At 73.1% G+C, this 24,274-nt stretch carries 22 protein-coding genes; 10 read left to right on the forward strand and 12 right to left on the reverse strand.

Features of this window, described 5'->3' with window-relative positions; translation table 11 throughout:
* Positions 1 to 167: 167 nt before the first annotated feature.
* The 5 genes from ACF061_RS21585 to ACF061_RS21605 all read right to left on the reverse strand — a co-directional run bounded on the left by ACF061_RS21585 (position 168) and on the right by ACF061_RS21605 (position 4,488).
* Positions 168 to 620: an SRPBCC family protein gene (locus ACF061_RS21585; protein ID WP_392268535.1), complete on the reverse strand. Its 453-nt coding sequence runs from the start codon at positions 618 to 620 to the stop codon at positions 168 to 170.
* A 250-nt stretch (positions 621 to 870) separates the two neighbouring features.
* Positions 871 to 1,359, reverse strand: a complete 489-nt coding sequence (locus ACF061_RS21590) for a hypothetical protein (RefSeq protein WP_392268536.1) — start codon at positions 1,357 to 1,359, stop codon at positions 871 to 873.
* A 252-nt stretch (positions 1,360 to 1,611) separates the two neighbouring features.
* Complete coding sequence (locus tag ACF061_RS21595; protein ID WP_392268537.1) at positions 1,612 to 1,986, reverse strand: VOC family protein; 375 nt, start codon at positions 1,984 to 1,986, stop codon at positions 1,612 to 1,614.
* Between the two features lie 324 nt (positions 1,987 to 2,310).
* Positions 2,311 to 3,270 carry an alpha/beta fold hydrolase gene (locus tag ACF061_RS21600; RefSeq protein WP_392268538.1) on the reverse strand — a complete coding sequence of 320 codons (960 nt, stop codon included), beginning with the start codon at positions 3,268 to 3,270 and terminating at the stop codon, positions 2,311 to 2,313.
* Between the two features lie 144 nt (positions 3,271 to 3,414).
* Entirely contained in the window at positions 3,415 to 4,488 is a 1,074-nt protein-coding gene (locus tag ACF061_RS21605; RefSeq protein ID WP_392268539.1) for a hypothetical protein, read from the reverse strand.
* 413 nt (positions 4,489 to 4,901) lie between these two features.
* On the opposite strand from ACF061_RS21605, the gene ACF061_RS21610 reads away from it, so the two are divergent.
* Positions 4,902 to 5,294 carry a peptidase inhibitor family I36 protein gene (locus ACF061_RS21610; protein WP_392268540.1) on the forward strand — a complete coding sequence of 131 codons (393 nt, stop codon included), beginning with the start codon at positions 4,902 to 4,904 and terminating at the stop codon, positions 5,292 to 5,294.
* A 239-nt stretch (positions 5,295 to 5,533) separates the two neighbouring features.
* Here the strand turns inward: ACF061_RS21610 and ACF061_RS21615 are convergent, their stop codons facing one another.
* Positions 5,534 to 5,707, reverse strand: coding sequence for a CsbD family protein (locus ACF061_RS21615; RefSeq protein WP_392268541.1), 174 nt, complete (start codon positions 5,705 to 5,707; stop codon positions 5,534 to 5,536).
* Between the two features lie 139 nt (positions 5,708 to 5,846).
* Between ACF061_RS21615 and ACF061_RS21620 the strand changes: the two genes are divergently transcribed.
* From ACF061_RS21620 to ACF061_RS21630, 3 genes are all read left to right on the forward strand, one after another.
* The gene (locus ACF061_RS21620) at positions 5,847 to 6,017 is read left to right on the forward strand and encodes a hydrophobic protein (protein ID WP_361790106.1); all 171 of its coding nucleotides are present in this window, start codon (positions 5,847 to 5,849) and stop codon (positions 6,015 to 6,017) included.
* Between the two features lie 389 nt (positions 6,018 to 6,406).
* The gene (locus ACF061_RS21625; protein ID WP_392268542.1) at positions 6,407 to 8,365 is read left to right on the forward strand and encodes a bifunctional metallophosphatase/5'-nucleotidase; all 1,959 of its coding nucleotides are present in this window, start codon (positions 6,407 to 6,409) and stop codon (positions 8,363 to 8,365) included.
* A 226-nt stretch (positions 8,366 to 8,591) separates the two neighbouring features.
* Positions 8,592 to 9,431: an SDR family NAD(P)-dependent oxidoreductase gene (locus ACF061_RS21630; protein ID WP_392268543.1), complete on the forward strand. Its 840-nt coding sequence runs from the start codon at positions 8,592 to 8,594 to the stop codon at positions 9,429 to 9,431.
* Between the two features lie 211 nt (positions 9,432 to 9,642).
* Here ACF061_RS21630 and ACF061_RS21635 read toward each other — a convergent pair whose 3' ends face one another.
* Positions 9,643 to 10,710 (reverse strand): SDR family oxidoreductase, encoded by a 1,068-nt coding sequence (locus tag ACF061_RS21635; protein ID WP_392268544.1) that lies wholly within the window; start codon positions 10,708 to 10,710, stop codon positions 9,643 to 9,645.
* 120 nt (positions 10,711 to 10,830) lie between these two features.
* Between ACF061_RS21635 and ACF061_RS21640 the strand changes: the two genes are divergently transcribed.
* Entirely contained in the window at positions 10,831 to 11,511 is a 681-nt protein-coding gene (locus ACF061_RS21640) for a TetR/AcrR family transcriptional regulator (protein WP_392268545.1), read from the forward strand.
* 141 nt (positions 11,512 to 11,652) lie between these two features.
* On the forward strand, positions 11,653 to 13,218 hold the full coding sequence (locus ACF061_RS21645) for an MDR family MFS transporter (RefSeq protein ID WP_392268573.1): 1,566 nt from the start codon (positions 11,653 to 11,655) through the stop codon (positions 13,216 to 13,218).
* Between the two features lie 150 nt (positions 13,219 to 13,368).
* On the opposite strand, the gene ACF061_RS21650 is transcribed toward ACF061_RS21645, so the two are convergent.
* The 5 genes from ACF061_RS21650 to ACF061_RS21670 all read right to left on the reverse strand — a co-directional run bounded on the left by ACF061_RS21650 (position 13,369) and on the right by ACF061_RS21670 (position 19,442).
* On the reverse strand, positions 13,369 to 13,938 hold the full coding sequence (locus tag ACF061_RS21650; protein ID WP_392268546.1) for a hypothetical protein: 570 nt from the start codon (positions 13,936 to 13,938) through the stop codon (positions 13,369 to 13,371).
* 250 nt (positions 13,939 to 14,188) lie between these two features.
* Positions 14,189 to 15,073 (reverse strand): alpha/beta fold hydrolase, encoded by an 885-nt coding sequence (locus tag ACF061_RS21655; RefSeq protein WP_392268547.1) that lies wholly within the window; start codon positions 15,071 to 15,073, stop codon positions 14,189 to 14,191.
* Between the two features lie 108 nt (positions 15,074 to 15,181).
* On the reverse strand, positions 15,182 to 17,638 hold the full coding sequence (locus ACF061_RS21660; RefSeq protein WP_392268548.1) for a hypothetical protein: 2,457 nt from the start codon (positions 17,636 to 17,638) through the stop codon (positions 15,182 to 15,184).
* Positions 17,635 to 18,729: a methyltransferase gene (locus tag ACF061_RS21665; RefSeq protein WP_392268549.1), complete on the reverse strand. Its 1,095-nt coding sequence runs from the start codon at positions 18,727 to 18,729 to the stop codon at positions 17,635 to 17,637. The genes ACF061_RS21660 and ACF061_RS21665 overlap by 4 nt, the downstream gene beginning before the upstream one ends.
* Complete coding sequence (locus tag ACF061_RS21670) at positions 18,726 to 19,442, reverse strand: SGNH/GDSL hydrolase family protein (RefSeq protein ID WP_392268550.1); 717 nt, start codon at positions 19,440 to 19,442, stop codon at positions 18,726 to 18,728. The genes ACF061_RS21665 and ACF061_RS21670 overlap by 4 nt, the downstream gene beginning before the upstream one ends.
* Before the next feature lie 255 nt (positions 19,443 to 19,697).
* Between ACF061_RS21670 and ACF061_RS21675 the strand changes: the two genes are divergently transcribed.
* The 4 genes from ACF061_RS21675 to ACF061_RS21690 all read left to right on the forward strand — a co-directional run bounded on the left by ACF061_RS21675 (position 19,698) and on the right by ACF061_RS21690 (position 24,210).
* Positions 19,698 to 21,143 carry an MFS transporter gene (locus tag ACF061_RS21675; protein WP_392268551.1) on the forward strand — a complete coding sequence of 482 codons (1,446 nt, stop codon included), beginning with the start codon at positions 19,698 to 19,700 and terminating at the stop codon, positions 21,141 to 21,143.
* Between the two features lie 356 nt (positions 21,144 to 21,499).
* Entirely contained in the window at positions 21,500 to 22,108 is a 609-nt protein-coding gene (locus ACF061_RS21680) for a TIGR03086 family metal-binding protein (protein ID WP_392268552.1), read from the forward strand.
* Between the two features lie 652 nt (positions 22,109 to 22,760).
* Positions 22,761 to 23,285 carry a hypothetical protein gene (locus ACF061_RS21685; RefSeq protein WP_392268553.1) on the forward strand — a complete coding sequence of 175 codons (525 nt, stop codon included), beginning with the start codon at positions 22,761 to 22,763 and terminating at the stop codon, positions 23,283 to 23,285.
* Positions 23,286 to 23,367: 82 nt separating this feature from the next.
* Positions 23,368 to 24,210, forward strand: a complete 843-nt coding sequence (locus tag ACF061_RS21690) for a DUF4097 domain-containing protein (protein ID WP_392268554.1) — start codon at positions 23,368 to 23,370, stop codon at positions 24,208 to 24,210.
* Positions 24,211 to 24,274 lie beyond the last annotated feature (64 nt).

The following is a 24,274-nucleotide window of genomic DNA, read 5'->3' on the forward strand; positions in this document are numbered from 1 at the left end:
ATCCGCAGGTCGACATACGCGCAGCGAGTTCGGGGCGGGGGGGGGGCGGGGGGGGGGGGGGGGGGGGGGGGGGGGGGGGCGGGGGGGGGGGGCCGGCCCCCCCGCCGAGGTGGTTCGTCCGTCCGCCGTCGCGGAGGCGCGTCGGCGTGCCGGGTGTCGTCTCAGTCTCAGACCTCGCCGCGCCAGGCGCCGGTCTCGTTCCCGCCGCGGGACTCGATGAACTGCTTGAACCGCTTCAGGTCGCCGGTGGCCTGACGCTTGACGAAGCCGAGCTTGTCGCCGACGGTCTCGGCCAGGCCCTCGGGGTCGTGGTCGAGCTGCAGCATGATCTTGGTGGTGTGGTCGTCGATGTAGTGGAAGGTGACCACACCGGCCTGCTTGGCCTCGCCGCCCACGGTGGACCAGGCGACGCGCTCGTCGGGGATCTGCTCGGTGATCTGCGCGTCGAACTCGCGCCGCACCCCGCCGATCTTCGTCTGCCAGTGGGTGAGGGTGTCGGTGCGCTGCTCGATGCGCTCGACACCGTCCATGAACTGCGGGAAGTCCTCGAACTGGGTCCACTGGTTGTAGGCGGCGTGGACGGGGACGTTGACCTCGATGGATTCTTCGACCTGCGACACGTCGCATCTCCTTGCCTAGGGGGCGTGCTCCGGGCCGGTCGGTTGCGCTCGGCCCGGGAGTGTTCGTGATCGCCTCCCGGGTGCCACCGAATCGCCGGCGTATGCGCCCGGATGCCGATCGGGGCGCACACGCCGCCCGAGACGCCCGCACCGCCGGGGCCGCGGTACGTGCGCCGGGCCCCGCGCCTGGCGGGTGGTAACGGGTGGTCACGGGCGAGCCGGTGCGGTGCGGTGCCGGCCCGTCGGCCGCTCACGGCGGATCGAGGGGCTCACCGCGCCCGTTGAGCAGCCGCACGGGCTGTTCGCCGCCGGTGCGGCTCCACCACAGACCGGCGGCGTCCAGGTAGTGGATCGTGGCGCGCACGGTGGAATTCCGCGGGGACGGGCCGCTGTGCCCGTCCCACACCTGCTCGGAGAGTCCGATCGTCGAGGATCCCTTCGCGGGCAGCGGTCGTATGTACCGCCGCTCCTGTCCCGCATACCGGACCGGCGTGACCTCCGACGCCGGCCCCACGGCGTCCGCCGTGATCCACCAGACCTCCAGGAACGGCTGATCGCTGTAGTTGTCGACGTAGACGGTCCCGCCGCGCGCCCGGGTGATGAGTAGCCGGGCCTGGGCCGCGTCCCGGTCGGCTCGCTCCGCTGCCCGTGCGCGTCCGTCCCTCACCGCGACGCCCAGAGCCACGAGCGTGGCCGCCGCCGTCGCGACGGTGCTCCCGATCGTCCATGCATCTGTCATCCGAGGACCGTAGAGCCCGTCGCGCCGCTGTGACCGGCGAACGCCGCAAGAGACGCGGCCCCGACCCCGAGACACGGTCCGGCGCCGGGCCCGCATCGCCGGGTCGTACTGTTCACCGGCTGCCTGTCCGCGACCGGGGCCACCGGCGAGGACGGCCGCACCATCGCGTCGGAGCCGTCGGAGCCGTCGGAGCCGCGGGTCGGGCGCCCGGGCGGGTACCGGCTTCCGGATGCCCGCCCGGGTCGTCCCCGGTCACAGGTACGGGCGGGTGATCAGCTCGATCGCGTGGCCGGCGGGGTCCTTGAAGTACACCCCTCGACCGCCGTGCTCGTCGTTGGTCTCGCCCGGGCGCTGCATCCGCGGATCGGCCCAGTGCTCGATGCCGCGCTCGCGCAGACGCCGGTACGCCCGGTCGAAGAGCTCGTCGTCGACCAGGAACGCGTAGTGCTGCATCTGGATCTCCACCGGCGGCTCGGCGAACTGGAGCAGGACGCCGTCGGTGAGCTGGATGTTGGTGAACGGCCCCCAGGACGGTGCCTCCGGGAGCTCCAGGAGCTCGCGGAAGAACCGGGCGGAGGCGTCGCGGTCCTTGGCGGCGATGATGGTGTGGTTGAACGTGACTGTCATTCGGCTGACCTCGCTGGTGTCCGGCACGGAGAATGGGCTTCGCTCGTCGGTGACGAGTGCCGGGAGGCCCGCGTGCCGGCCCGAGGGGGTGCCTGCGCACCCGCGGTGCGATCAGCTCTCCACCGGATAGCCGATCCGTGTGTGGCGTATCGCCGGTCCGGTGTTCACGTCGGACGACACTACTCGATCACGTCGGCCGGGCCAACAGGCCGGAGGGCGGGGCGGGTGGCGGGCCGGGTGGAGTCCGCTCGGAGCCGGGAAGCGCCTCCCGGCCAGAGCCCGGTCGGAGCAGGGAAGCGTCCCCCGGGCGGTGTCCGGCCGGGTTCAGCGAGCCGCCGCGAGGAATTCGAGCAGGGCCGCGTTCACCTCGTTCGGCCGCTCCTGCTGCGTCCAGTGTCCGCAGCCCGCCAGTTCGACCGGGGCGCGCCACAGACTGGGCATCAGGTCGGGGAGCCTGGCGATGAGTTCCGGCGTGCCGGGGAAGGCGGGGACCACGTCACGGTCGCCGTAGACGTACAGGGCGGGCCGGGAGACGACGGCACCGTGCCACGGAGCGGTCAGCTCCCAGTTGCGGTCGAGGTTGCGGTACCAGTTGAGGGCCCCGGTGAAGCCCTGGGAGAAGCTCTCGGTGAGGGAGTCGAGGTCGTCCTCGGTGAACCACCCCGGCAGTGCTCCGGGGTCCGGCATGGCCGCGAGCCAGCCGCGCTCGGGGTCGACCAGCGGCTGCTTCTCGCCGGCGCCGGGCGCGTCGCCGGAGGCCCAGTGGAGGAACTTCCGCAAGGAGGTGCGCGTGTCCCGCGCGAACTCGGCGTCGGCGACACCGGGGCGGTCGAAGTAGTTCCAGTAGAAGCGGCCGCCGAACCTCTCGTCCATGGCGGCCAGCGGAGGCCGCGTCCCCCGGAACGGCGGCGGCACGCTCAGGCCGGCCACCCCCAGCACCATGTCCGGTCGCAGCAGCGCGGTGTGCCAGGCGACCGGCGCGCCCCAGTCGTGCCCGACCACGTACGCCTTCTCCTCGCCCAGGGCCTGGATCAGTCCGACGACGTCGCCGACGAGGTGGAGGATGGTGTAGGCGTGGACGTCGGCGGGGTGCTCGCTGCGGCCGTACCCCCGCTGGTCGGGGGCGACCACCCGGAACCCGGCCCCGGCCAGCGGGCCGAACTGGTGGCGCCAGGAGTGCCACGACTCGGGGAAACCATGCAGGAGCACCACCAGGGGGCCGTCGCCCTGCTCGGCGATGTGCAGCCGAATGCCGTTCACTTCAACCATTCGATGCTCGACCATGGGCCCGAGCGTACGCGCCGTGGTCCCCGGCCGGCGGTACCGGCGGGGGCCTGTCGTCGGCGGCCGCGGTGTCCCTCGATCACGGCCGCCGAGTGGCGCGCAGCGGCGCGTCGGCCGGCGCCCGGTACCCCGGACGGGGTCAGGTCACGGGGACTCCTGCGGTGTGAGGATCCACGAGGACGATGCCGTGAGCCCCTGGTCGCCGCCGGGCACGAGGTGGTACACCCACCACACTCCGGCGTCGTCCTCGGCCGCGGCGAGCGCGGTGCCGTCCTGGGCGACGGCCACGCTGTTCTGCGCGCTGGTGAGGACCGAACGCCTGGTGTGATCGACCGCGGAGACGGCGACCACGGACGGCGGCTCCCCGGAGTCCGGTTCGGGATCGCCGAGCAGGAGCCGGTCGCCGACGACGGCGAGCAGCCGGTGGGCGCCGCCGTCGCCGAGGCCGGTGGGCGCCGTACCGGAGGCGGAGCCGACACGGACCGCGTGCAGGGTGTGGTTCGGGCCCTCGTCGGTCGCGAACCACTGGTCGTCGAAACGTATCTGGGTGCTCGGGTCGACATCGGTGCCGTACGCCTTGAAGGCATAGGTGGCGAGATCGATCAGGCCGACCGTGCGGACACCCTGGTAGCTGTAGGCGACCGCCATGTAGTGGACCGAGCCACCGGGCTGGACCCGGTAGACGTAGGCACCGGACGGGATACCGGTGACCTGATTGCCTTCGATGGCGTTGGCGACCGGCAGCAGGGCGGAGGGCCGCCAGACGCGCAGCGGGCCGTTGTTCTCCGCCCCTCCCACGACGACGCTCCAGCCGGTGGAGGCCCGGTACACCTGGCCCTTGGGGAGGGTGAAACGGGCCGCCTCGCCCGAGGCTCGGTGCGTCTGGGCGACGGTGGTGACGGAACCGTCGGACGTCACGGTGTTCTGGACGTCCGTGCCGCTGTCGAGATCCCTCGGCCTCACGATGACGGGCGGCGGACTCATGCTCTGGTAGTAGCCGGTCCGGGTGGTGGCTCCGTCGTCGAGGCTGAAGTCGAAGACGCTGGCGCCCGCCCAGAGGTACCGCACCGGGGCCGGTGCGGAGGGCTCGGCGGCGGCCTGGCCGACGGTCGCGGCCGGCCGGTCGGCGGCAGGGGCGGCGGGCGCCGCGGCGAGGGCGGTGACCCAGGCCAGAGCAATCGCGGCCAGTGCTTTCGACGTTCTTCGCGGATGGATCACTGTGCCTCCGAATCGACGTCGTGTTCTGCCTGCGGACACCACGAGGATGCTCCGGCGCAAGCCAACCACAGGTGACCGGCGCTGTGTTGGGCAGATCTCATATCGCGGGATCCGCCGGGCGAGCGGGTGCGGTGCCTTCCCGCAGTCGTTCCACGGCCCTGCCCGCGGCGTCCCGGGGTCGCCCGGCCGCGCCCCTGGAGCCGACCGACCTCGGCGGGGCGGCCGCCGTGCGGCGTCCTCACCACAGCACACCTGTGGCATCCTGCGGGCACGGCAACTCGCTGATGAGGGGGGCGACTTGTCCTCGTCGGGGGGTGTGCCGCGCGGCTCCCGTGTCCGCCGCCGTCGCACCGGTGGCGCGGGAAGGCGGCCGCGTGGCTCGTTGCCGACGGGCTCTCGACGAATGGATGGTCATGCTTCTTCGTTCTCTCACGACACTGGCCGTCGGCGCGGCCGGGACACTGGCCCTGTGCGCCGCACCCGCTTCCGCGGCCCCTTCGGCGGCGAGTTGCGAGAACTCCCTGGTGCTCTACGACAACGTCAACTACTCCGGCACACATGTCTGTGTGGGTTCCTGGGAATCGGTGGACAACCTGACCTACTGGCAGGCGCTCCCGTCGGGCAACATGCAGGACAAGACCTCCTCCGTCCGCAATGACACGGACACCGCCTTCTGCCTCTTCGTGGACAACGGGTACAACGGCGACAGGTTCACCGTCAACGCGCACACCTGGATCGCCGACATGAGGAACCCCAACCCGTACTGGAACGACAAGATCAGCTCCGTCCGGCCCGGGAACTGCTGATCCCCGACTCCCGGCAGCCGTCGCCTGCGGTCGCCGCCCGGGTCCGGTGCCGGAGCCGTCGTACGGCCGCGGACCGAAGGAGGAACGCGGTTCCGGTGCCTGCCGGATCCGCCTGCGGTGGTGATATCCGGAGAAACCCCCGGAACATGGGTCCGCGCGGATGACGAAGCGGCGGGTGCACCGGAAACGACGGAAAGGGCCTTCTCAAGGAGAAGGCCCTTTCCGAAGGGGAAGCGGCGTCAGTGCTTGAAGGCGTCCTTGGCCTTCTCCTTGGCCTCGCGGGCGTCCCCCTCGCTCTTTTCCGTCTGCCCCTCGGCGGCCATGCGGTCGTTGCCGAGGGCGCTGCCCAGGGCCTCCTTGGTCTTGCCCTCGGCCTGCTCGGTCTTCGCCTTGGCCTTCTCGCCGGCACTCATGGAACACGCCTCCCTGATGGTTTCCGAGCCGCTGTCGCGGTGACGGACTCGTGCCCCGGCCTCCCCTCCACAAACAAAGCACTTTCGATGAATGGGGGTGGAACGGCGGGGCAGACGGAGCGCCAGGAGGTCGATAAACATGGTCCCTTTGCTGCTTGTTCTGCTTCTCGCCGTCATCCTTTTCGGCGCCGGTTTCGCCGTCAAGATCCTGTGGTGGGTGGCCCTCGCCGTCCTGGTGTTGTGGCTGCTCGGTTTCGTCATGCGTTCCACGACCGCCGGCGGTGGTCGCGGCCGCTGGTACCGATGGTGAGCTGAGACCGCGTTCACACCCGTGCAGGGCCCGGCCGTCACACGGCCGGGCCCTGCGGGCATGCTTGCTTCCCTCGCGGCGTGACCGGCCGGCGCGGCCCTCCGTGCACCGGACCGGGACACCGTCCTGAAACCGCGTCCTGACATGACTCCCTGACCCCGCGTCACTGCCCAGTGGGCGCGCCCGGTTCGGGAGGACCGCGGGCCGTCGTGCCGGACGTGGTCCGGCCCCGCGGGCCAAGATGGGCCCCCGCGGGGGGTTCGTCCGTCTTCGTGCCGAGCTGGGCGGGGCGTCTTTCGGCTGTTCATGTCCGATCCTCCTCGCGGTGGCCGCAGCGGCCCGCACTTCTGCTTGACTTCTGGGTCGTTCCGACGATCCGGGAGGCCCTGATGGCGCGAGAGTTCGGACGACGTACCTTCCTCACCGCGGCCGGGGCCGCCGTCACCGCCGCGGCGGTCGGGACACCCGCCCACGCCACGGAGGACGCCCGGGACGCGTCCTCCGCCCACGACCTGGTGGACGTACAACTGCTCAACATCACCGACCTGCACGGCTACTTGCAGGCGGCGCCGGGCGCGACCGCCGTCATCGCCGGCGCCGGCGGCAGGAAGTACACCGTGGGCGGGGTCGGCTATCTGGCGGCACACCTGGAGAGGTTGCGGGACGGCCGCCGCAACTCGATCTTCTTCGCGCCCGGAGACCTCTTCTCCGGCTGGGAGTTCGCCGCCGAGAGCCTCGCCGACGAGCCGACCATCGAGGCGCTCAACCGGCTCGGCCTGGACTTCGCGACCGCGGGCAACCACGAGTTCGACAAGTCCCCGGCCTTCCTCACCGCGCACATGGAGGACGGCGTGCCGTTCCCGCGCGTGGGGCAGGACGACGCCTTCCCCGACTCCACCGGCCGCCGCTTCCGGGGCGCCGACTTCCGCTACTACAGCGCCAACATGGTGTGGTCGCGCAACGGCCGTACCGTGCTGCCGCCGTACAACGTCGAGTGGGTGGACGCCGGGAACGGCCGGAGGCTGCCGATCGGATTCATCCACCTGACCGCCGTGGGCACCGACACCGGGTCCACCTCCTACCAGCCCGCGCTGTCCTCGCTGGACGAGCTGGACACCGCCAACCACCGCGCCGCCGAGCTGAGGGCACGCGGCGTCAACGCGATCGTGCTGAGCATGCACGACGGCGCGGTCGCCGGCAGCGACTTCACCACCGGCAGCAACCCGTCGGGTCCCGCCTACGACCTGGCCCGCAAGGTCTCCCCGTACATCGACGCCATCGTCACCGGCCACTGGCACTGCCGCTTCAACATGATGGTCCCCGGCCCCGACGGCGTGCCCCGGCCGTTCGTCGAGGCCGGATGCCACGGCCAGCTGATCAACGAGATCAACCTGCGCCTCGACCCGCGTACCGGCAAGGTCGTCCGCGCCCTGACCACCTCCACCAACCACCCCAACACCCGCGACGTCACCCCGGACCGCGAGCTCCAGCAGGTGGCCGACTACTGGACGGGATACGCCGCCCGGCGGGCCCGCACCCCCATCGGCAGTCAGACCGCGTCCTTCACCCGGACACGTGACGACAGCGGTGAGAGCACCATGGGCGACCTGGCCGCGGACTGGGCGCTGTGGGCCGGACGGCAGCCGATCGGCCCGATGAACGACGGCAACGACCGGCCCGACGTCCCGGCCGAGCTGGCCCTGATCGTCGCGGCGCCGCGGGTCGGCCAGAGCGTCATCAACCAGGACCTGACCTTCGACACCGCGTCGGGCGGCGCCATCACCTTCGGCCAGGCGTGGAACGCCATCGGCTACGGCGATCCCATCCTCACCGTGACGGTCAGCGGACGGCAACTGCACGACGCGCTCGAACAGCAGTGGTCCACGGCGGCCGACGGCGGCCTGCGGTACGCGCCGCTCGCCGTGTCCGGCAACGTCCGCTACACCTTCGACGCCGCCGGCCCGGTCGGCGACCGCGTCGACCCGGCCGACGTCCTCGTCGACGGCCGCCCCCTGGAACCGACCCGCGAGTACCGGCTGGCGGCGACCTCGTACACACTGCTGGGCGCCGACGGGTTCACCGCGTTCGCCGGTTTCCGGGATCCGGTCCGCCACGTCCGCGACTTCGAGAGCTTCGTGGCGTTCGTCCGCACGCACGGACAACTCAGCCCGGCCGACCGGAACCGGGTGACGGCCGCCAACCTGTCCGCCCGCTCGGCACGCGTCGGCCGGATCGCCGCGGCGGCCCCGCGCACCCTCGGCCGCGACGGCGCTGCCGAGTCCCGCACGGAGGCCGCGCAGCTCGCCCGCGCCGACAACACCGGGCGGGCGTTCCGCATACCCTGCTGAACACCTCACGGAGGCGGTGCGCCCGGAGGCAGCGGGACCGGTCCGTCGCGCGCGGGCGGGACGGAGCACTCGTACGGGGGCGTTTCGCCCCCTGTGACGGGGGAAACCCTGCTCGGCGGTCACACAGCCCCCGGGGCGCGGCCCGCGCGGCCGGATCGCCGAAGGGCTTGGCCGCCGCCGGAGTCCGGCAGCCCCGGGGTGAGGGCGACGGAAGGGACACGGAACGATGACGGAGAACGGGAGGCCGGGCACGGCCGTGGTGACCGGGGCGTCGTCCGGGATCGGGGCCGAGTACGCGCGGCGGCTGGCCGGGCACGGCTGGGACCTGGTGCTGGTCGCCCGGCGCGCGCAGCGGCTCGCCGAACTGGCGGCGGGACTGCGCGAGCGGGCCGGGACGGCGGTGGAGACGGTGGAAGCCGATCTCGCGGAGCCCGCGGACCTGGACCGGGTCGCGGAGCGGGTCGCCGCCGAGGACGTCGCACTGCTCGTCAACAACGCCGGGATCAACGGATACGGGCCGTTCGCCGAGGTCGACGCCGCGCTGCTGACCAAGGTGGTCGACGTGAACGTCGTGGCCCCCACGGTGCTGACCCGCGCCGCCGTCCCCGCGATGCTGGCCCGCGGCCGGGGAGCGGTGATCAACGTCGCCTCGCTGCTGGCGTTCGCCGGCTCCCTGCCCCCGGGCGTCCTGCCGCACCGGGCCGTCTACGGCGGTACGAAGGGATACGTCGTGACGTTCACCAGGACGCTCGCCGCCGAGCTGGCCGGCACCCCGGTGCGGGTCCAGGTCGTCTGCCCCGGCCTCACCGCCACCGAGTTCCACCTCGGCACGGGCGAGACTCCGGTGCGCGGCGAGCGGCGCGTCCACGACGAGGGCGGGATGCCCGCGGCCGACGTGGTGACCGCCTCGCTCGCCGCCCTGGCCACCGGCGAGGTGGTGTGCGTGCCGGGCCTGGAGGACGCCGACGCCGTGGAACGCCTTGCCGCCGCGGAACTGGCCCTGCGCCAGGCCGCCGGCACCGCGGCGGCCCCGCGCTACCGCGCAGCGGAGGTCCCGGACCTCTGATCGGCCCCGGGCGTGCTCCTGGACGCGTCTGCCGGGCGTGTCCCTGCACCCACCCGGGGCGGGGCGGGCCGCCGGCGCGGCCGCAGCGCGTGACGGTGCGGCCGCGGGCCCACCGTCACGGAGCCCTGCGGCCGTGAAGAGGAGCACGGCCACTTGGAAGCGCACGGCCATGGGGGAGCGCACGGCACCGGGAGGCGCACGGCCACGGGGGTCAGCGGTAGTCGTCCGCCGAGCCGTTCTTCCCGCCGTGCACGACGTCCTCGAAGTACGCCCAGGCGTCCGGCCGGCTGCCGTCCACGTCCCGTACGCCGTAGACCTGGGCGAGCTCTCCGCTGGAGGTGGACTTCCCGTTCCAGCGGGCGGCCCGGTCGGGGTCCGCGGCGAGCGCGGCGACGCCGCGGGCGAGGTAGTGCGGCGACTCGGCGATGGCGAAGTGCGGTTCCCGGGCGACGGCGTCGCGCCAGTTCTCCTCGCTCACGCCGAAGTGGGCGAGCATCTGCTCCGAGCGCAGGAAGCCCGGTGTGACGGCGACCGCCGTGCCCCGGTACTCCGCCAGTTCCTGGCCCAGGCCGAAGGCGATCCGGATCGGGGCGTTCTTGGCGAGGTCGTAGAAGAGGTTCTCGCGGTAGCGGCGGTTGGCGGCCGCCGTGCCGTCGGTGACCTCCACGAGCAGCGGCGCGTCCGAGCGGATCAGGAGCGGGAGGGCGAGTGCCGCGGTGATCACGTGCGACCGCACCCCGAGTTCCAGGATGCGCAGGCCGTCGGCGAGCGGCGTCTGCCAGCTCTTGCGGCCGAAGACCGAGCCCGTGAGCAGGTGCTCGCCGCCCCACAGGTCGTTGACGAGGATGTCGAGCCGCCCCCGTTCCCGGTCGATCCGCCGGACTAGGGCGCGCACCCGGTCCTCGTCGAGGTGGTCGGTGGGGACGGCGATTCCGGCGCCGCCGGCCGCCGAGACCAGTTCCGCGGTCTGCTCGATGGTCTCCGTGCTCCGGCCCACCTCGCTGACGCTCCCTCGGCTGGTGCGGCCGGTGACGTAGACGGTGGCGCCGGCGCGGCCGAGTTCGACGGCGAGGGCTCGGCCGGCGCCACGGGTGGCCCCGGCGACGAGTGCGACCCGGCCGGAGAGCGGACCCGGCCGGCCGGCGCGCCGGGGGTCCGCCCCCGTGGCCGTGCCGGTGCCGGCGTTCGTGGGCGTGGGCGTGGGCGTGGTCGTGCCGGTGCCGGTGCCGGTGCCGATGTTCGTGTTCGTGTGCGTGGTCGTGTTGGTGTTCTCGTCCATGCGCACCACGGTGCACGGGAAAGCAGACAACTCATGTCGCCTTTTTCGCGGGCGTTCGCGACCGCCGGCGTCCGGTGCCCCTGGGCCCCGATTTTTGCATGTACTGCATTTTTGCATAGCATGCACAGCATGTCGGAGAGGGAGACCGCGCGGGGTGGGCTGCGGGAACGCAAGAAGAGGGCGACTCGTGCCGCTCTCGTCGAGGCCGCGGTGCGGCTCGCCGCCGAGCACGGCGCCGAGAAGGTGACCGTCGAGGCCATCAGCGCCGAGGTGGGCGTATCGGTGCGTACGTTCTTCAACTACTTCGACTCGCGGGACGACGCCTTCCTGCTCCTCGACGCGGACGCGGGCGCCCGGGTACGGCAGGCCGTACTCGACGCCCCCGCTGCCCTCACCCCGCTCCGGGCCGTGCACGACGCGATCGCGGCCGAACTGACGGAGGCCGAACAGCAGCACGAGGTGTGGGGCCTGCACGCCGAGGTGCTGCGCGCGGCGCCCCACCTCCTGGTGCGCAGCCTCGGCGCCCACCTGGCGGACGAGACCCGGCTGGCCGAGGCCCTGGCCCGACGCCTGTCCGGCCAGGCCCCGGCCGTCCGACCCGAGGAAGGCGCCGGCTCCGACGAGGAACGGCGCCGGGCGCTGGACCTCTACCCCCTCCTGGTGGCAGCGGTCGCCGGCACCGCCGTCCGCGTCAGTACCGAGCACTGGTGCTCGCGCCAGGACGAAGCCGCCCTCGCGGACGTCTTCGGCGAGGTCTTCGCCCTGCTCGCCGCGGGGCTGCCGGCTCCGTCCAGGGCCTGAGGGCCCGCACCCTTCACCCGGCACCTCGGCCAACCGCCTGTGCCTGCCCGCTCGCCTTCCGCGTGCGGGCGACTCGACGACTCCGCAGAAAGAGCTGCCGTGACCCCAACCCAGGCGCCCGACCAGGCGCCGCCCACCTCGATGACCAACCGCCAGATACTCCAGGCCATGTCCGGCCTGATGGCCGGGATGTTCGTCGCGATCCTCGCGGGCACCGTGGTGTCCAACGCCCTGCCCACCATCATCGCCGACCTCGGTGCCAGCCAGTCGGCCTACACCTGGGTCGTCACCGCGGAACTGCTGGCCATGACGGCGACGGTGCCGCTGTGGGGCAAGCTGTCCGACCTCTACAACAAGAAGCTGCTGCTCCAGCTCTCGCTGAGCATGTTCGTCGTCGGGTCGCTGCTGGCCGGCTTCTCCCACGGCGTCGGACTGCTGATCTTCAGCCGGGTGGTCCAGGGCATCGGCGCGGGCGGACTGACCGCACTGGCCCAGGTCGTCATGGCCTCCGTCATCCCGCCGCGCAGGCTGGGCAAGTACGCGGGCATGTTCGGAGCCGTGTTCGCGGTCGGCACGGTGGCCGGGCCGCTGGTCGGCGGTGTCCTGGTCGACACCTCGTGGCTGGGCTGGCGCTGGTGCTTCTTCATCGGGGTGCCGTTCGCGCTGCTGGCGATCGTGCTGTTGCAGCGCACCCTGCACCTGCCCACGGCCCGGCGCGAGGTGCGCATCGACTTCCTGGGCGCCTTCCTCATCGTGGCGGGCGTCTGCGCCCTGCTCATCTGGGTCTCGCTGGCCGGAAACCAGTTCGACTGGGCGTCCTGGCAGACCGCGGCGCTCACCGGCGGCGGCCTGCTGCTGCTCGTCGCCGCCGTCTTCGTCGAGGCACGCACCCCCGAACCCGTCATCCCGCTGGACATCTTCCGCAACCGGACCGTCGCGCTCACCACCGTCGCGAGCCTCCTGGTCGGCGTCGCCATGTTCGGCGGAACGGTCTTCCTCTCGCAGTACTTCCAGGTGTCGCTGGGCAAGTCGCCCACCGTCGCGGGCCTGATGAGCCTGCCCATGATCCTCGGTCTGCTGGTGTCCTCCACCGTGGCCGGCCAGGTGATCAGCAAGACGGGCCGGTGGAAGAGGTACCTGGTCGCGGGCGCCCTCATCATGACGATCGGTCTCGCGCTGCTCTCCACGATCGACGCCGACACGTCCTTCGCCCTGCTCAGCCTCTACATGGCCGTGCTGGGGATCGGCGTCGGCATGCTGATGCAGAACCTGGTGCTGGCCGCCCAGAACGACGTGCCCGCGGCCGAGCTGGGCGCCGCCACCTCCGTGCTGTCCTTCTTCCGCAGCATGGGAGGCACGGTCGGCACCAGCGTCCTGGGCGCGATCCTCGCCCACCGGGTCACGACCGAGCTGGCCAAGGGGCTCAAGCAGGCCGGCATCACGCCACCGGCCGGGCAGGGGTCGGGCGGCGGTGGCGGCGTGCCGGACATGAAGACCCTCCCCGCCCCGATGCGGTCGATCGTCGAGCACGCCTACGGCATCGCCACCGCCGACCTGTTCCTGATCGCCGCGCCCTGTGCGCTGCTGGCGTTCGTGGTCGTGGTGTGCCTGAAGGAGAAGCCGCTGAAGACCACCAGCGGCATGGAGCGCCTGGCCGAGGAGGCGGAAGCCGGGCCGGCGGACGCGGAGCCGACCCCGGTGGCCTGAGGACTCACGTCGCGGGGAGGTGACGGAGCGGGCGTCGTGCCACCGAGGTGACGACGCCCGCTCCGGGCGCCAGGAGGGGTACGGTCATCCGACCGTGCCCCTCCTCGCGTCATACCGGACCGGACGGCGTCCACCGTGGCCCGGCCCGCCTCACGGGCCGGATCGACCGGGTCGGCCGCCGGTCCCGTCCTCCTCCTGCCCGACCGCGTCGCCGATGGCGACGCGCAGGTCGTGGATGCCCTGGAGGGTGTCGATGAGGGCCTCCTCCGCCCCGCTCAGCGCGCGCCGGGTTCCCTCCGTGTCGTCGCGCTCGGCGTGCAGCTGGGCGCCGAGCGTGTAGACCGCCGTCATCACCGCGGCGAAGGCGGCCTCCCGGCCCGGCGGCAGCTCCTCCGCCTGGGGTTCGGAGACCTGCAACGCGGTGCGCTGAAGCCTGTTGGTCAGGACGTTGACCGCGAGGCCGGGATCGGCTCCCACCTGTTCCCCCCAGCCGTGCAGGGTCTCCAGGACGTCCTCGATCTCCCCGTCCTCGGTCAGCCGGGTCGCGGTGGTGATCAGCAGCTCCGTCATGGCGAGCAGCCTGCCCAGCAGGTGCAGGCGGTCCTCCCCCTGTGCTCCCTCGGGGCCTGTCTCCGCGTCCGTCGCCGGTTCGGCCGCCAGGGCGGCCAGCGCCGCGCGGATCTGCTCGGCGGTCACCGGGTGCTCGCTACTGATGCTCACGTCTCCAGCTTCACCCAGCGACAGCGCGACCGCCCGTCCGAGACCCGCCACCCCGGCCGCCGGGCCCGCCCCGTTCGCGGGGCCGGCCGCCCGCCCCGGGGCCCGCCGTCCGGACCAGCCCGGATCGTGCCGGGCTGATCCGGAGGAGACGTCCCGGCCGTCCCGGCGGCGGCCGCGCCGCGCGGCACGGTCGCGCCGCGCGGCGGTGCGTTCCTCCCGGCAGGAGGGCGCCGCCCGGTGGGCGCTCCGCTCACCGACTCGCCGCCGGAACCTCCGTCGTCCCGTCCTGAGCCGCCGTCACGAAGTCCAGGGTGCTCTCGACCACGGCGGGGTCGGCCAGGATCCTGCGGTGGCCGAGGCCCCGGGTGGTGACCAGGCGGGCCTGGCCGCCGAACACCTCGGCCATCCGCCGTGCCTGGTCGACGCCGACCACGCGGTCCTGCTCGTCGTGGACGATCAGGATCGGCACGGTGATCCGCTCGGGCGCGTACGTCGTCGAGAAGTGCCGCCAGATGTCATGCTCCCGGGGGAACAGGCGCTGCTCCATACGGGTGCGCAGTTCGTCGCGCACCCGCTGCCGCAGCGCCAGCTGCCCGCAGAACCCGTCGAAGAGGTGGGCGAACTCGCCGACCTGGCTGATCGCGACGAGCCGCCGGGTCCGCACCCCGGACCGCAGCGCGAGCACCGAGGCCAGGGCGCCCACGGAGTGGCTGATCACCGCCTCGAACGTGCCGTGTTCGTCGGCCAGGTGCTGGATCACCTCACGGAAGGCCAGCACCGTCGTGGTGGCGCCGGTGGCGTCGCCGTGCCCGGGCGCGTCGTAGGCGACGGGGCTGTACCCGGCCTCCAGCAGCCCCGGCACGAAGTGCTCGAAGCAGGTGCCGCGCGACTGCCAGCCGTGGGCGAGCAGCACGGGCCGCTCACCGCTGCCCCACCGGTAGGTGACGGCCGTCTCGCCGTCGATCCGGACCCTGGCGGTGCGCGCCCGCTCCAGCAGCGCCCGCTCCCCGGCCCGGGGTCTGGCCCGCTTCAGCGGGAGCCGGAAGATCCGGTACGTGGTCTCACCGGCCAGCCACGGGCTGACCAGGGAGACGGCGTTGAGGGCCCTGCCGGTCAGGGCCGCGGCCTGGTTCATGTCCGTCCCTCCGCTTCTCGGACGCGGTTCCGGCAGGGGCCCCTTCGCCCCTGCCGGACTGTCGTGTGCGCGTGCGCCGCACGAGGCGCGCACCGGACGCCGGGCCGGTCAGTGACCGGCCCACCGCGCCCTTCTGCGGGTGGTGCGGGCCACGGTGACCGCCAGCTCGGCGAGCTCGTCCCGCTGCCAGCCGAGCGCCGCGTCCGGACTCATGCCGTCGCCCTCGTTGGTGTGCGCCAGCTCCACCGAGTACAGGTCGACGACGCCCCGCCGCAGCAGCCGCTCGCGCAGCTCCTCGCGCGGCACGTCGGTCAGACGGCGGTGCGAGACGGTGAGCGGACCGTAGTCGTGCGTCCACTCGGGCTGGAGCATGTGCAGCACCTGGGTCTGGCGGTCGGCCGCGACCGCGGTCTGGGTCTCCCGGTAGGTGCGGATCACCGAGTGCCCGCCGTCGACGAGCTGGAAGACGCTGACGTTGCCGGCCGGCCGCCTGCCGTACAGCACCGCGTGCTGCACCAGCGTGGGCACGATGTCCGGGACGAGGGCGCTGGCTCCGTCGCCGACGAAGGCCAGCACGTTGTCCTGCCGCGTCACCGCGACCGCGGGCACCGCCTGGAGCGCGTCGCCCATCAGCGCGCGGCCGTACCAGCCGGAGAAGCCCGGTCCGGTGCGCGGCAGGTTCCGGACGGCGGAGATGCCGCCGCGGCCCACGTCGTACAGGCCGGTGTAGGTGTAGCCGTGCCCGCTGATCAGCTCTTCGAGCACTTCGCCGAGCTGGTGGAAGAAGTAGTTCGGGCTCATCGGCCGCAGCGGCAGCCGGTGCAGCAGGTCGGAGGCGCTGTCCCGGGTCGCCTCGATGGCCGCGCGGCGGGCGGTGAGCACCTCCGGGTCGACCGCCAGGCGCTCGTGCAGCGCCCGCAGGAACCCCTTGGCGTCGGCGACGACCGGGTGGTCGGTGAACGGCGCGATGTGCTCGGGGGTGCGGGTGACCTGGACGATGCGCAACTGGCGTTCGAGGGCGCGGGGCGTGAACGGCGTGGACTGTTCCGTGATCCGGCTCTTGAGGAAGAACAGGGCCTGGTCCGACCTGAGGCGCAGCCGCGCCTCGTGGTGCAGGAAGGAGTGCACCCGCGCCGAGCAGCCCATCATCCCGAGGGTGCCCAGGTATTCGGGTACGGACTCGCCGGCGTGGTGGCGGCTGACCGTGCCGGGCCGGGTCAGCGAGTCGGCGAGCGCGATCCCGGCCGACCGGGCGAGGGAGAGGGTGAGGGCGCGCTCCTCCTCGTCGAGCCTGCCGCACTGCCACAGCAGCCTGGCGGGCTCCTCGTTCACCAGCCGCACAACGGGGGCGAGTGCGCTCTCGGTGACCTCCAGGCGGGCCGCCGGGGGAGCGCCGAACCCGGGTTCCGGGCCGGTGGCGGGTGCGTTCAGCACCTCGGGTGTGGCCAGCAGGACGACCGGGCCCTCGCCGGCGTCGTAGGCCTCCCGGGCGGCCGCCAGGTCCGCGGCCAGCCTGGCGGGGTCGTCCAGGTGGAAGGTGGGCAGACGGCGGGCCCGGAACACCTCGCGGGCGTCCTCGTGCTGGTGGACCGTGCCCTGGAACGGGAACCAGCCGCCGGGGTCGGGGTCGCCGCACACGATGAAGCCGCGGGCCCGGGACTCGCGGAGGTTGGCCAGCGTGCCCTTGAACTCGTCGACCATGCCGTTGGTGGCGACGATCAGGAACGGCGCCTCGTCCAGCTGCCAGCGCGCCAGCGCCCCGCAGGCCAGGCCGTGCTCGGAGGGGCCGCGCAGCACCGGGTTGCCGGACCGCTCCGCGGCCTGCTCCAGCTCGCCGATCAGCCCGGTGACGATGGAGCCGGTGTAGTAGTGCAGCCCCCAGGCGTCCCCGGCGCGCGCGGTGAGGAAGGAGTGCAGCCACTGGGCGAGCATGCGCCGGGGCGCGGACTGGGCGCGGATGACCCGGGCGACGTGCCGGTACTGCGCCTGGTCGGCGAAGGCGCAGATGACGTCGGCGGCGAGCAGCCAGGGCCGGTCCGGTGTCTGCTTGAGCGCGTACGGCCGCCCGAGGCGCACCGGTGACCGGTCGAGCCGGTCGTAGACGTGCACGCTGTACGCCGACCGGTCGGCTGCAACCTCACGGGGCAGCGCGGCGAAGAACTCCGCGAGCGCCGGCTGCGCGGTGTCGGCGAGCGGGTCGGTGTCGAGGCCGGCGGACGGCGCGTCCACCAGCAGCAGCGCGAGGGTCGGGGACGGGGAGCCGGCGGCGGCGCCGCGCATCGCGGCCGCCGCCTCGGCGAGGGTTCCGGCGGTGACGACCGCGGTCTCGTCGCCCTCCAGCGTGCGGGCCAGGAAGCGGTGCGCGCGCAGGGCCGTCTCCTGGTAGGCGTCCGGCCAGTCGTCGTCCGCCGGGCGGCCGGGGCCGTCGAGGGCGTCGGCCAGCGCGATGCGCACGGTGTCGTGGAACTCGGGTCGCGCGCCGACGCTGACCACCAGCAGCCGGTCGGAGGCCGTGGACTCCGGCCGGGACGCCGTGGTGGTCGCCGACGGGCTCGGCGCGGTCATCGGCTCTCCCCGCCGATCGCGGCCGACGGGCCGACGGGCACTGCCTCGATCACGCGTTCGGCCCGGTCGGAGCGCGCCTGGGGGGTGTGCACGGCGCGGACCTCGAAGCCGGCGTCCTCAAGGAGGCTCCCGTACTCGGTCTCCGACCGGTCCCAGCCCTGGAGCATCACCAGCATCAGCAGGTCGATCAGCCGTTCCTGGACCGCCTGCTGGGACAGTGCGGCGTCCTCTGGCACCGGGGCCTCCAGACGTTCCAGGACGAGGAGCCGGCCGTGGTCCGGCACGGCCTCGCGGATCCGCCGCAGGATCTGCCCGGCCCGTTCGTCGTCCCAGTTGTGCAGCACCCGGGAGAGGACGTAGACGTCGCCGCCCGCGGGCAGTTCGTCGAAGAAGCTGCCCTCCACCAGATCGACCCGGTCCGCCAGGCCCAGTTCGGTCAGCCGTTCGCGGGCCGGGCCGATCGCCTCGGGCAGTTCGGCCAGGACGCCGCGCATCCCCGGGTGGCGGGGCAGCAGCTTGGCGAGCAGGTTGCCCTCGCCGCCGCCGACGTCCACCAGTGTGGCGACGCCGGTGAGGTCCACCTTGTTCAGCGCGGGCGGCACCGGCGCGGTGCCCATGGCGGCGGTGAACTCGGCGGCCACCTCGGGCCGGTCGGCGAGGTAGTCGTAGAACGGCTGCCCGTACAGCGAGTCGAAGGCGGGGCGGCCGGTGCGCAGGGTGTGCATGATCTCGCCGAAGGACCGGTGCACCTCCTCGCCGAACAGGAGCGCGGCGGGGCGGCTGGAGCGCACGGTGTCGCCGCACAGCAGCCGGCCGGTGGGCGTGAGCGCGAAGACTCCGGGCTCGGGCTCGGTCAGCAGGCCGACCGCGCTCAGGACGCGCAGCAGGCGGCGGAGCGCACGGGCGTCGGCGCCGACCGCCGCGGCGAGTTCACCGGCCGGGCGGGGGCCTTCGGCCAGCAGGTCCGGCACCCCCAGCTTGGCCAGGGCGTAGCAGGCCTGGGCGGGCCAGCCGCCGGTCAGGAGGGACAGGAGGGCGATCCGGTCCCGTACGGAGGGCGCGGTCGCCGTCCGGTCGAAGGTCGCAGTCATGCCACACCGTTCCTCACGCCGGTCCGGTCCAGGTACGCGCCGATGGTGCGGATCGCCTCGGTGGCCGCGATGGCGTGGCCGCGCCGGTTGGCGTGCCTGCCGTCGGCGCTGAGCAGGCCGTCCTCACCGCCCACCGGGTGGTCGAAGAGATCGATGTGGACGGTGTCCAGGTCACGGGCGAGCCGGCCGGTCACCTCCGACAGGTCGCGCAGCCGCTCGCCGAGCCGGTCCCGCACGGCGGCGGGCACCCGCGGGCCGCGGGAACCGTCGATCATGCTGACGGTGATCACCGTGCAGCCGGTCTCCCGCAGCGCGGTGACGATGGCGCGCAGTTCGGCGCCGACGCGTTCGGCGTCGAAGCCGGTGACGAGGGTGTCGTAGCCGCCGCAGGCCACCAGGGCGAGGTCCGGCCGGAAGTCCAGGACCTCGGTCAGCTGGGTCGACCGGACGAGGGCGGCGCGGGTGTTGCGCCGACCCGTGTTCAGATGGGCCATGTCGGGGGAGTGCCGCTTCAGGGCGGTGGCCAGCCGGTCCGCCCAGGGCTGGTCGAGGTAGCCCGGCACGGGGTCGCCGAGTCCCTCCGCCACGCTGTCCCCGAGCACGACGAACCGTTTCCAGGGGTGACCGGCCAGCAGCCGGTCCGCCTCCCCTTCCTTCAGACAGTACGGATCGACGCGCTCCGCACGAGTGCTCTCACTGTCGTCGACGGGCATCACGTGTGCCGCAGTCCCTTCTGGGGGGTTCGGGGCCGTCAGATCGCACGAGAAAATGCGCACGATCGTCCGTGCACATTCTTTCCCGATGGTGGGGGAACAATCAATACGATCGGCCGTGCTATTATGTTACTCCATTGACTGCCGGCGCCACCCCCCGTCACCAGGGGCCCGGAGTGAGGGAGAAATGACATGTCCACACCCGCCGAGTCGCCTCCGGCCGCCTTAACGCCCGAGGCGAGAGGCCGGACCGCCATGGTGGTGAGCCTCGCCGTCGCCGCGATGGTCGTGTCGATGATGCAGACCCTGCTGGTGCCGATCCTGGGTGTGATCCAGTCGGCGCTGCACACCTCGGCCTCCGCCGTGAGCTGGGTGAACACCGCGACGCTGCTCTCGGCGGCCGTCTTCACCCCGCTGCTGGGCCGCCTGGGCGACCAGCACGGCAGGAAGCGCGTCCTGGTCGCGGTCACCGTCGCCCTGCTGGCCGGCTCGCTGCTGGCCGCGCTCACCCACTCCCTGCCGCTGCTGATCGTCGCCCGCGTCCTCCAGGGCAGCGCCACCGCGATCTTCCCCCTGGCCCTCGCCGTTCTGCGCCGGGAGATCTCCCACGACCGGCTCCCCGGCGCCATGGCCCTGGTCAGCGGCATGCTCGGCATCGGCAGCGGACTGGCGCTGGTGCTCACGGGCCTGCTGACCCAAGGCGCCGACGCCGACTACCGCCGGGTGTTCTGGCTCTCCGTCGGCCTGGCCGCCGTCACCCTGGCCGCGGTGGTGCTGTGGGTGCCGGCGGACCGCGACGGGCCGGGCGGCCGCACCGACGTGCTGGGGGCGGTCACCTTCAGCGGCTTCCTGGTGCTCCTGCTGCTGGCCGTCTCCAAGGGGCAGGAGTGGGGCTGGTCCACGGGCACGACGATCGGCTGCTTCGTCGCCGCGGCGGTCCTGGCGGTCGCCTGGTGGGCGGCCGAGAGCCGGGTGCGCGAGCCGATGATCGACCTGCCCACGTTCGTGCTGCGCACGGTGCTGAACACCAACGTGGCCGGGCTGCTCGTCGGTTTCGTGATGTTCGCCCAGTTCATCGCCCTGTCCTTCCTCGCCCAGATCCCGCCGTCGCTGGCCGGCTACGGATTCGGCGCCTCCACGTTGCGCGCCTCGGTGGTCTACCTGCTGCCCGGCACGGCGTTCTCGCTCGTCGGCGCGCCCGTGGGCGGCGCCCTGGTCAAGCGCTACGGTCCGCGACTGGTGCTGGGGCTGAGCGGGGTGCTCGGCGTGCTCGGTTCCGGCTGGCTGGCCGCGGCCCACGGCACCACGGCCTCCGTGATCGCCGCCAGCGTCGTCAACGGCACGGCGATCAGCTTCGCCTACGCCGCGATGCCCGCGCTGATCGTCACCGGGGTGCCGCCGGAGAAGACCGGTATCGCCAACGGCATCAACTCCATCTCCCGCTCGGCGGGCAGCGCGATCGGCAGCGCGGTGATCGCCACGCTGATGGCCGCCAAGACCCTGCACGGACTGCCGCCCGGCGTGCCGCCGCTGCCGGCCGAGAGCCAGTTCACGCTGACCTTCCTCCTGGGAGCGGCCGCCTGGCTCCTGGTCGTCCTGGTGGCCGTCGCGGGACTGCCGGCCACCTCCGCCGCGGCGGCCGGGATCCACCGCTCCAGCGCACAGGGGAGCCCCGACTCGCGCGTCGGGGCAGGGGGCTGACCCGGTCCGCCGGACCGGCCCGGGGAAGCGGGGGTTCCGGCCCGGGCATCGGAACCCCCGCTTCCCCTTTTCCGTGTCGCGCCCGAAACGCACCCCCGTCGCCCCGCATCCGCACGGCCACGGGGGGTGCCTTCGCCGCCGGTGCGGCCGGCGACCTGACGGCCTCGCCTTCCAGGGCCTCTGCGATCGCGGGCCCCTGTGCCTTGCCTGCCTGTGGGCCTTCCGCGGCCGAGGGTCTTCCGCGGCCGCGGATCCCTGACTGCCGCGCCCTCCGCGGCTGCCCGGAAATCGCCCCCGATCGGGTGAAGGGCTCAAAATATATAGCACGATCGTTCGCATAGTTTTATGCTTGGTCCATGACTGACACCGAACCCGACATCGTCGCACTCGACCGCATCGCCGTGCGGGAGGCGACGCGTCTCGTCGACCTGGCGCAGGACAAGGACTGGGAGCGGGACAGCCCGTGCGCGGACTGGTCCCTGCGTCGGCTCGTGGCCCACATGACCGCACAGCACCACGGATTCGCGGCGGCCGCCCGGGGAGCCGGGCAGGAGCCGGCCCACTGGCACGAGTCCGAGAACCCGAGCGAGCCCGCGGCGCTGCACCGGGCGGCCGCCGCCTCCGTGCTCGACGCCTTCGCCGAACCCGGCGTCACCGAGAGGGAGTTCGCCCTGCCCCCGCTGGGCGGCGACTACCCCGGCCGGATGGCCGTCGGTTTCCACTTCATCGACTACGTGATCCACGCCTGGGACGTGGCGGCCACGCTGGGCGTCGACGTCGAACTGCCGGAGAAGGTCCTGGAGGCGGCGGTGGCCGTCGCCCGGATGGTGCCGCGGGACGCCGACTACCGCAAGCCGGGCTCGTTCTTCGCGCCCGCACTGGAGGTGCCCGAGGGGGCGGGTCCCCTGCGGGAGGCGCTCCTGCTGCTGGGCCGTGCGCCGGAGCGGTGGCCCAGCCAGGTCTGACGACATCGGCCGGTCGACCGGCGGCGTCCCTTCCCAGCGGCGGCAGGATGTGCGCAGGGGCCTTCCCGACGGGAGGGCCCCTGCGCGGCGTGGCCTGCCCGTCGGTTCCGGCAGCCGCGGCCGGACGCCATCCCCGGCACCGGCCGGACGCCATCCCCGGCACCGGCCGGACGCCATCCCCGGCACCGGCCGGACGCCGTCCCGGGACACGGTCGGAGCGGCGAATCACGCCGGACCGCGAGGAGGAGCGGGCGGCTATGGGATGGCGCCGCTCAGTCCCTCGCTCCGACCCCGAGGCGCGCTGCCGTCCTCCCCTGCCCTGGTGCCGTCCGCTGCCATCTGGCACCGTCCGAATGTCACCTGGCGCCGCCCGATCCCATGGCGTTTCGCCCCGTCGCCACCTGGTGCCGACCGGTGCCACCCGGCGGCGTCTCTCCGCGCTCGACGGTGCCGACCGGTGCCGCGTGGCACCACTCGGTGCCGCGCGGCGCCATTCCGTGCCCATCGGGGCGCGCGTTGATATCTGGCACCAGTGTGGCTCAGCCTGATAGCGGCCTCTTTTCCCAGCTCAGGCCGGTCAATCGAAGGCTCCGTGCGCACGAGGTGCCATTCATGGTTGCGTGTGACGCCATTGTGATGCCACTATGGCGTTATGGACCTCACTCCGTATGTCGACACCCTGCGCCGTGAACTCGCGGTGGCCGCCGAGGCCGGCGGCGAGGAAGCCCGCGAGCTGGCCGAGCGGCTCACCGCCCCGCTGGAGTCGGCAACCCGTCTGACCATGCTCCATGTGCTCTCCGCCGCGATGGACGAGATCACCCGCGAGCTCGCCCCCGGCTCGGTGGACGTGCGGCTGCGCGGGCTGGACCCGGACTTCGTGGTGACGCCGCCGCCCGCCGGCAGCGGCTCCGCTGAAGTGGCCGCCGCACCCGTCGAACCGCTCAGGGCCCCGGCCCCGGTCCCGGCCGAGGGCGACGAGGGGGGCACCGCCCGCGTCAACCTGCGCCTGCCGGCCCACCTCAAGGCCCGCGCCGAGGAGGCGGCGAGCCGTGAGGGCCTGTCGGTCAACGCGTGGCTGGTGCGCGCCGTGTCGGCCGCGGTCGAGGGCGGCCCGCAACCCCGTCCGGCGGAGAAGACCCGCACCATCGGGCAGAGCTTCACGGGCTGGGTGCGCTAGCCGCGCCCGCACCCGCCCCACTTCACCCACACCACGTCCCACCATCGGGGACGACCCAAAGACTCACGAGGACGGGACAGCCATGCCTTCTTTCGACACTCCCGAACCGATCTCGGTCACCGCCCACGTCGGCGCCGGCTCCATTCGGTTCGCCGCGGGTGACCGCCCCGACACCGTCGTCGAGGTGCGCCCGTGCGACCCGAAGCGGGACAAGGACCTGCGGGCCGCCGAGCAGACCGAGGTCTCGTACGCGAGCGGCGTCCTGACCGTCAGGACCAAGCAGCGCTACCTCGTCGGACCCACCGGCGCCGTCGATGTGACGGTCGACCTGCCCGAGGGCTCGCGCGTCGACGTGACCGGCTCCTGGACCCAGGTGCTCGGCGAGGGCCGGCTCGGGGAGGTCCGGGTGAAGACCTCCGGCGGCGACGTCCGCCTCGACCGGACCGGGCCGCTCCAGCTCACCGCCTCCCACGGCACGACCACCGTCGACCGGATCGAGGGCCTGGCCGAGATCACCACCAGCTCCGGCAGCCTGCGCGTCGGCACCGTCGACGGTCCCGCGGTCCTGAAGAACTCGCACGGCACCACGACCGTCGGCGCCGCGATCGGCGAACTGCGGGTGCGCGGCGCCCACGGCAACGTCGACATCGCGCGCGCCGAGGGCTCCGTCACGGCCACCGTCGCCCACGGTTCCCTGCGCGTCGCCGAGGTCGCCCGGGGCACCGTCCAGTTGGAGACCTCCTACGGCGCCATCGAGGTCGGCGTCCGTGAGGGCACCGCCGCCTGGCTCGACGTCAGCTCCGAGCACGGGCAGGTGCGCAACACGCTCGCCGACTCCGAGCCCCCCAAGGAGACTGAGGACACCGTCGAGGTCCGCGCCCGGACCCGCTGGGGCAACATCGACATCCGGCGCGCCCGGGCCTGAGCGGCGGCCCCGCGAACTCGCCGCCCCCACCTCACCCCAGTCATCTCAGCCTTCGAACGGGAGG

Origin of the sequence: Streptomyces sp. NPDC015220 (genome assembly GCF_043079345.1) — a bacterium.
Lineage (GTDB): Bacteria > Actinomycetota > Actinomycetes > Streptomycetales > Streptomycetaceae > Streptomyces.